At 67.0% G+C, this 6620-nt stretch carries 5 protein-coding genes and 1 pseudogene; all 6 read right to left on the reverse strand.

All coding sequences use genetic code 11. The features are described 5' to 3' along the window. Window positions 1–1904: YXWGXW repeat-containing protein (locus LzC2_RS19270; protein WP_171189662.1), on the reverse strand; the 1904-nt coding region annotated here is incomplete at its 3' end. Window positions 1905–3143: 1239 nt separating this feature from the next. Next, on the reverse strand, window positions 3144–3983 hold the full coding sequence (locus LzC2_RS19275; protein WP_171189663.1) for a hypothetical protein: 840 nt from the start codon (window positions 3981–3983) through the stop codon (window positions 3144–3146). Between the two features lie 190 nt (window positions 3984–4173). Next, window positions 4174–4401, reverse strand: coding sequence for a hypothetical protein (locus tag LzC2_RS19280; protein ID WP_171189664.1), 228 nt, complete (start codon window positions 4399–4401; stop codon window positions 4174–4176). 57 nt (window positions 4402–4458) lie between these two features. Further along, window positions 4459–5688, reverse strand: a complete 1230-nt coding sequence (locus LzC2_RS19285) for a phage major capsid protein (protein ID WP_171189665.1) — start codon at window positions 5686–5688, stop codon at window positions 4459–4461. A gap of 63 nt (window positions 5689–5751) precedes the next feature. After that, complete coding sequence (locus tag LzC2_RS19290) at window positions 5752–6234, reverse strand: hypothetical protein (RefSeq protein ID WP_171189666.1); 483 nt, start codon at window positions 6232–6234, stop codon at window positions 5752–5754. Between the two features lie 173 nt (window positions 6235–6407). Beyond that, a pseudogene (locus tag LzC2_RS19295) lies at window positions 6408–6620 on the reverse strand (hypothetical protein); the annotation flags it as partial.

The following is a 6620-nucleotide window of genomic DNA, read 5'->3' on the forward strand; positions in this document are numbered from 1 at the left end:
CCCTCAGCCCGCGGCGTGCCGTCGGCGCCGCTTTCGGGGCCCCGCGAGCGGAACGGCGGGAGCGCCTCGCGGGCCTCCCGGTTCCTGTCGGCGTCGCCCCGAGCCGCGTCGCCTCGGTCGTCGTTCCCCTGTCCGAGACCGCGTCCCGGGCGATCCCCGTCCCGGGCGTCGTCGCCGGCGCGATCGCGACCGAACACGTCGCGGGGGTCGAACCCCCGACCGGGATTGCGCCGCTCCGAGTCGGCGTCGCCGGGCGTGGGATTGCCGGGATCGGCGTTCCCGGGATCGGCATTGCCGGACGTCGGGTTCCCGAGCGTCGCGTTGCCGTTGGGTTCGGGGCGCTCGGGGAGGCTGGGACTCTCACCCCTTCCCGGAGCGGCGTCCGCGTTCCCCGGGGTCCCCGGGTTCCGGCCCGGGCGATCGCCGCGGTCCAGCAGGGAGGTCAAATCGAGTTGACGTCCCTGGCGGGCGGGCGCATCGGCGTTGGCGTTCGCGTTGCCTTCGACGTTCACGTCGGCGCCTTCGCCGCGTGCCTGAGCGCCGATGGCTGCGTCAGCGCCGACCGCGGCGTCGAGTCGTTCCAAACGACTGCGCTGCCGGGTGAGTTCCCGGAACGCGTCGCGGCCCCGCACCTCCAGTTCGCGACGGGGGGCGTCCACGTCGACGAGCCGCTGCGCCTGAACGAACGACGAGCCGGCATCGACTCTGCCGGACGTCACGTCGTTGAGCGCGACGGCGAAATCGACCAGCCCCGCATTCTGTCCGCCCTGAGCCCCGAGGCGGGCGCGATCGGAGAACGCTTGGAAGGTCCGCGGCGGGCGGGCCCGTTCGTTCTGCCGGTAGTAGTTACTCCAGGTCTGCAAACGATCGACGAGGTTCACCTGCTGCCGGGAATAATTCCAGCGGTAATAGGTCAGCAGCGGATCGGAGTAGCCGTAGTCGTATCTCGGTCCCGCCAACGCGTACCAGGGCAGCAGCGAGGCGCTGCGCCGGCTGCGCCCGTAGCCGCCGTCGAACTGGGCGACGGAGTAATAATCGCCGTAATAATAGTGCTGATACTGCGGCGAAACGAACAGCGTGGTGACGAGCAGGTCCGGGTTCAAGACGACGCTGGGGACGTAGCGCGTCCGGGAGACGTAGGACGGTCCGAAGGTCGCCGGGGCGAACAGCAGACCGCGGCGTTCCAGCGGATAATCCCAATAGCCCGGCACGAACACGCAGCCGTAGGGGGTCCATTCATAGCTGTCGTGCACCCAGACGTAGTTCTCCCGAACCGGCGTCCAGAACCCCGGCCGCCAGCGGTAACCGGCGTCGGCGCTGACGTAGATCCAGCACCCGGGCACGTAAAAATAATCGCCCTCGGGAGCGGGGGAACTCGGCCCGCGCTCCAGCGATTCCGGCGGGTAGGGGAGGTAGTCGACGGACTGCGTTTGCAGGTCCGACCAGAACCCGCTGACCCACTGATAGCCGCGGCGGGAGCCGTCCTGAGCCTCGGCCCAGTAGCCGGGCACCCAGCGGCGGCCGTTCGGCACGTCCCGCCACATCCCGCTGATCCACAGGTAATCCTGTTCGTCGACGTCCCAGCCCCAATACCCGGGGATCCATTCGACGTTGTCGCCCTCGGGACGCTGCTCCGGGGGGAGTTCGTCAATCGGTTCGGGGGGCTCCTGCTGCACGAGCAGCCCCGGCTCCGGCTGCTCCGCATAGGGCCGGGCGAACGCCTCGTGCAGCGGCCCGCGGGTGAGGATCTCCGCGGAGGCCTCCGCCCCGGCCCGGTCGGACTGATCGGAGGTCGACGATCCCGGCGGCGCCGGCAAGCTGGGGAGCGGTGGAGTCTGCCCGTGGGCGGCGGCCCATGGCAGGCAGAGCGCAACGGCGCCCCAAGCGAAAGGACGAACACGCATGGCGAAACTCAAGGTGAGGGGTTCGGAAGGACGTCGACGGACGCCGTCCCTTCGACCGTATCCGCCGCCCGGACCCTTCTGCGGTCGATCACACGCGCGGCGCGATCAGGAGAACTCGCACGACCGGCTCGGGGGAGGCAAAGCTCCCCCCTACTCCGTTTGGTTAACCAAGCCCGAAGTCTAGCGAATCACCTGCCTGAAGAGTCGCCAACTCTTGTTCCGACAGAAACCTCGCAACGCTGGCAAGGCGGTCTTGTGGATCTAATTCATAGGGACAAGGGCGATCAGCGTTCCCCACAATCTCCACATGCCCTAGATCATTCGGTTTTGGTCGAAGTACGACTCGCAGGCAGCCGCCGTCCGGATCATCCGGGTCTACGATTTCTAGAACATCACGAACTCGAAAGGCACAGACCGACCATAGCTTTAGCTTTGGGTCATGTTCCTCAACGACCTCCCGCAACAACTTCGCTGGGGAGGTTAGACGCAGGCGGCTACAGGACAATCCATGGTCCTTGTCTCTTCGTGGTCGGACATCGCGAGGTTTCACGAGGTCGCCGTCTTCGGGTGTGAGGCGTCGCTTTTTGCGAGGCGGCACCCGGCGCAACAAGACCTCATCGTCGTCCAGCGGCGGGAGGTCTTGCACGCCGTTCCTGAATCAACGTTCAGAATCGAGAACAGTCGAATCGACAGGGCATCCACTGGGGAGGTGGTCCACCCAGCCTCGCAGCGCGGTCCCCTGACGATTCATTTTGCGATCTTTGCGATCGAGGAAGCCGTACCGAATCTGCCCGCTGGCTAAGAACTCGAGTTCCAACAGAAACCGCCTGCCCGATGTGATTTGCGAGTCAGGTCCTTGAGTTTCGTCCCATTCCCAAGCAATCGCCGCCGTCCCATCCGGCGTGGCGTAGACTTCCGGCCGCAGGATGACCTCGCACGCTAGTCCTGTTGCCACGGTGACAGCCCGATCAACCGATCGCCGATCAACCGGTGCAGCCCCATAGCTATCCCAGTCTTCTGGGAGATCGAGCAGGTCTCGTAATTCCGCAGCGACCTCGTCCTGCCACTCCGACGGCCACGGATCAACCCGGCTGGCGGTGCGACTACGCCCCGCAGTCCCGACAAACGTTTGACTGCGTTCCTCCGCGAAAGCGTCGGTGGTACGACCACGCGGGGAGTGGGCTTCCAAGAACCTCGCGCGGATAGGGACAGAAGGAGCAGAATGCGTTGCAACAGTCATTAGGAGATCTGCTTCCAGCGGGAACGGCGGATGGAGGGGTCCGTCAACTCGACAAAGCCTTTCACGACATGATCATGGGCGGCCCCCAACCGCCCTGCCGGGGTTTCTTCATCGGCTATTCTAGCACGGCCGATCAACTGTAACACTGTACCGGTCGCTGGGCGCGTAGGTCCGTCGGAATAGGCCGCGGCAGCTTCCGCGTAGACTCGGACACGTTCGTTGGAAAAATCGAAGACCCGGTTGACGGTCCAAGCCGCCACGCTCCCGGCTTGATTCTCGGGCCCCAGCAGCGGAACTCCGAACACTGCCGTGAAGTCTTCTCCTGCACTGACACCAGCGGGAGCCGGAAGGTGATTGCCGTAAGTCACTTCAGCAAGATTCGGTGCTGGCTCATCGATCTCGTGCCGCTGGCAGAAGGCGACAAAGCACTCCCAAAGAGCCATGAACTTCGATAGAAGTTCATTGAATCGCGGGTAAGCTGAGAAATCCCTTCCTTCAGCCGGCTCCTGCCAAAACAGTGAGAGCCGGTCTGGCTGGATCTGCATCTGCCAAACTTGATCGTCCGATCGAGCGGCCAGTCGACGACGAGGATCGAGCAGGTACTCCGCCGGGAAGTCTGGGGACGCCCGAAAAGGGAAAGTCTCAACGATCCGTGGTAGGCGTGCAAAATCCCGATGTTCATCCAACCTGAGGTCCTTCAGCCTCAGGTCCTCCATCACAGTCTGGAACCACAGCCCGTAGTGAATCAGGCCAAACCGGCTTAGCTCCTCGAACTGAACCGTCAGCAACCGCTCAGTGATTGGCGGTTTCTCGAAGCTAGGACCGTTCTGGAATGTCATGGAGGCGGGCGGCGGGAGGACGGCCGGAACCGAGCGACAGCGTGGCGACGCGGCAGGCAACTCTCAACTGTGCAACCAAGCGGTGCGGCGGAAATCTCCCCTACCTGCTCAGAAACCGGAACAACTGTCCGACACTCTATTCCTGAGCGCCGGACAGCTCTCACGGGCAGACTTTACCCGAATCGCACACTTACACAGCCGGGCCAGTCAGCCATTTGCGCAAGGCGTTCAGAGTCGTGGCGGCGGCGGCGGCGAGGGCGCCGCCGAGGGCGGCGTCGGTCGTCAGGTTCGGCAGCACCTCCGTGCTGAGGTACGCCAGAATCGCTCCGCCGGCCGCCAGGGCGGCGCCGCGGAGAATCTTCAAACCGTCCGCCGCGTTCAGGCGGTAACGCGGGGAGGGAGCGGTGGTCGTCGTCATCGATAAGTCTCGTTGGGGGGGATGTAGAGATCGAGAGATTCGCAATCGGGGCGGCGATCAGCCGCCGAGCACCTTGGTGACGAACGCGGTGTCCGTGGCGCTCACGCCGCCGAAGTAGCGGGCCTTCACTCGCAGGGCGACGTCCCGTTCGAACGCCGCGGGGCCGTCGCTGCGCTGCAGGAACGTCTGCACGGGCCAGACCTCCGTCCACACGAACTGCTTGCGAAAATCGCCCAGGTACCAGTCCCGCCGGCCCTCGGCGCCCAGTTCGTCGAGGAAGGGGGAACTGAGCACCTCCAACCGCCGATGCGGGTTGCCGGAGACGATCGTTTCGCCCGCCCCGTTCGTGCGGCGGATCTCGGTCGCCTCCACGATCCCGCGAGCCGTGCCGGCGAGGGTTTCGGGGACGAGAACCTGCGTCGCCGGGGCGAGGATCGGCCGGCGCTCGCCGTCGATGCGGTCGTCCAGCACCTCGGTGGCGCGGTAGCTGCGGGCGGCGTCCAACGCGGCCCAGTCGTCGAGCGGAACGGCGCTCGCGTGGTCCGGGCTGGTCGTGTTCGCCGGGCCGATCAGGTTTCGGTTCGAACCGTCCGCCGCGTACAGCGTTTCGCCGACGCCGTTCGGGCGATAAACCGGCTTGCCGGGTTCGGCGTCGGCGACGGCCCGGACGATGGTGCGTTCGCGCTCCTGCCGCAGTCCCTCGCCCAGCCGGATCGCGCGGCGGAAGACTTCGCCGGTTTGATCGAAGGCGATCAGCTCTTCCGTGACCGACAGAATGCGGCCGTTCTTGCTCTCCTCGGAGGTGACGAACTTCTCCGCGAAGGCGCTTTCCTCGTAGTCGTGGCCCTCGGGGATCTCGGTGGGGCCGGCGGTGGCGGTGAAGCCGGCGATCTTCGCCCCGCGGCCGGTCGCCTTCACGACGGTCACCAGCGAATCGCCGATCAGCCCCGCCGCCGCGTCGTAGCCTTCGCTCACCTTGCGGGCCAGCAGTTCGGCGGTGACGACGCGGAACAGGTCCGTCCGGGCGCCGGGGGCGTGCTCGCTCAGCAGCGCGATCGGCGGGGCGTTCCCGGCGCCGGTCGAGCCGGCCGCGGCCTTCCGCAGCGCGGCAAGACCGTCGGCGACGCCGCGATCGCCTCCGCCCAGCACGCCGCAGGCTTCGGCGAGCCGGCGGAGACTGAAGTCGTCCGGGGTCAGCGTGCCGGCGGCCAGCAGGTCGCGGGTCTTCTCATAAAAAGCGGCGGGGCCGAGCGAGGAAATCAGCCCGGACAGGTCGGTGCGTTGCATGAATAATGCGTTTCGTGAATGAGTAACGAAGAATGGGAAGCGTCGAGAGCGAACGGCCGGCGCTCAGACCGGGCCGATCGCTTGGGCGTGGTTGGCGGCGGGGCTGTAGACGGAGGCGAAGGAGGCCCGCACGGCGGGGGCGTCCGCGGCGACGGTTTCCATCGCCAGGCCCACCGCCGCCGCCCGATCGCCGGCCGGGGCGAGCAGGTCGTCGGACAGTTCGCCCCCCGCGTCGGCGGGCGCCAGCGATCCCCCGAACGCGATCCCGCCCGGCTCCAACGCCGGGGCGTAAACGGACAGCGGGCTGACGTCGACGGAGACCATCGCGCTCTCGCCGGCCTCCGCGGCGGAGTGGGCGACGCCCACGAACGAATCCGAGAACAGCCCGCGGGTCGTGGCCAGATCGCCCAGCCACGGCGTTCCCGAGGGCGGCCGAACCGCCCCGCCGAACAGCCCCAGCAGCATGCCGGGGCGAATCGCGAACGCGGGATCGCTGGGCACCCGCACCAACTGCGTCGGGCCGGTGCGGTAGGTCAAAACGGACATGGGAGTGAACTTTCAGTGTGAGGTGGGATGAATGGGTCGAGAGCGAAGCGGCGATGCTCGTAGCGGCGGCTTCCAGCCGCCGGCTCTCGATATGGACGACAAAATCTGCCGGCAGCGTTTCAGACGGCGGCTGGAAGCCGCCGCTACGACGCCCCGGAGAACGCCGAGGGGAGTCAGGCGCCGCGGACGGCTCGCACGAGCAGGGCGCCGGGGTCGGAGGCGGCGGCGGGCCGCGAGCGGCTGATCGGCCCAGCGGAATACGGGCCAGCGGAATATGGGCCAGCGGAGAAGGGGTCGGAGTCCGGCGAACCCGGCGGGCGGGCGATGCGGAGCCGCTCCAGCACGACGCGGCGGTCCTCGGCGAGGGCGCGGCGGTCGGCGTCGGT

This window comes from Alienimonas chondri (assembly GCF_013036045.1).
GTDB classification, from domain to species: domain Bacteria; phylum Planctomycetota; class Planctomycetia; order Planctomycetales; family Planctomycetaceae; genus Alienimonas; species Alienimonas chondri.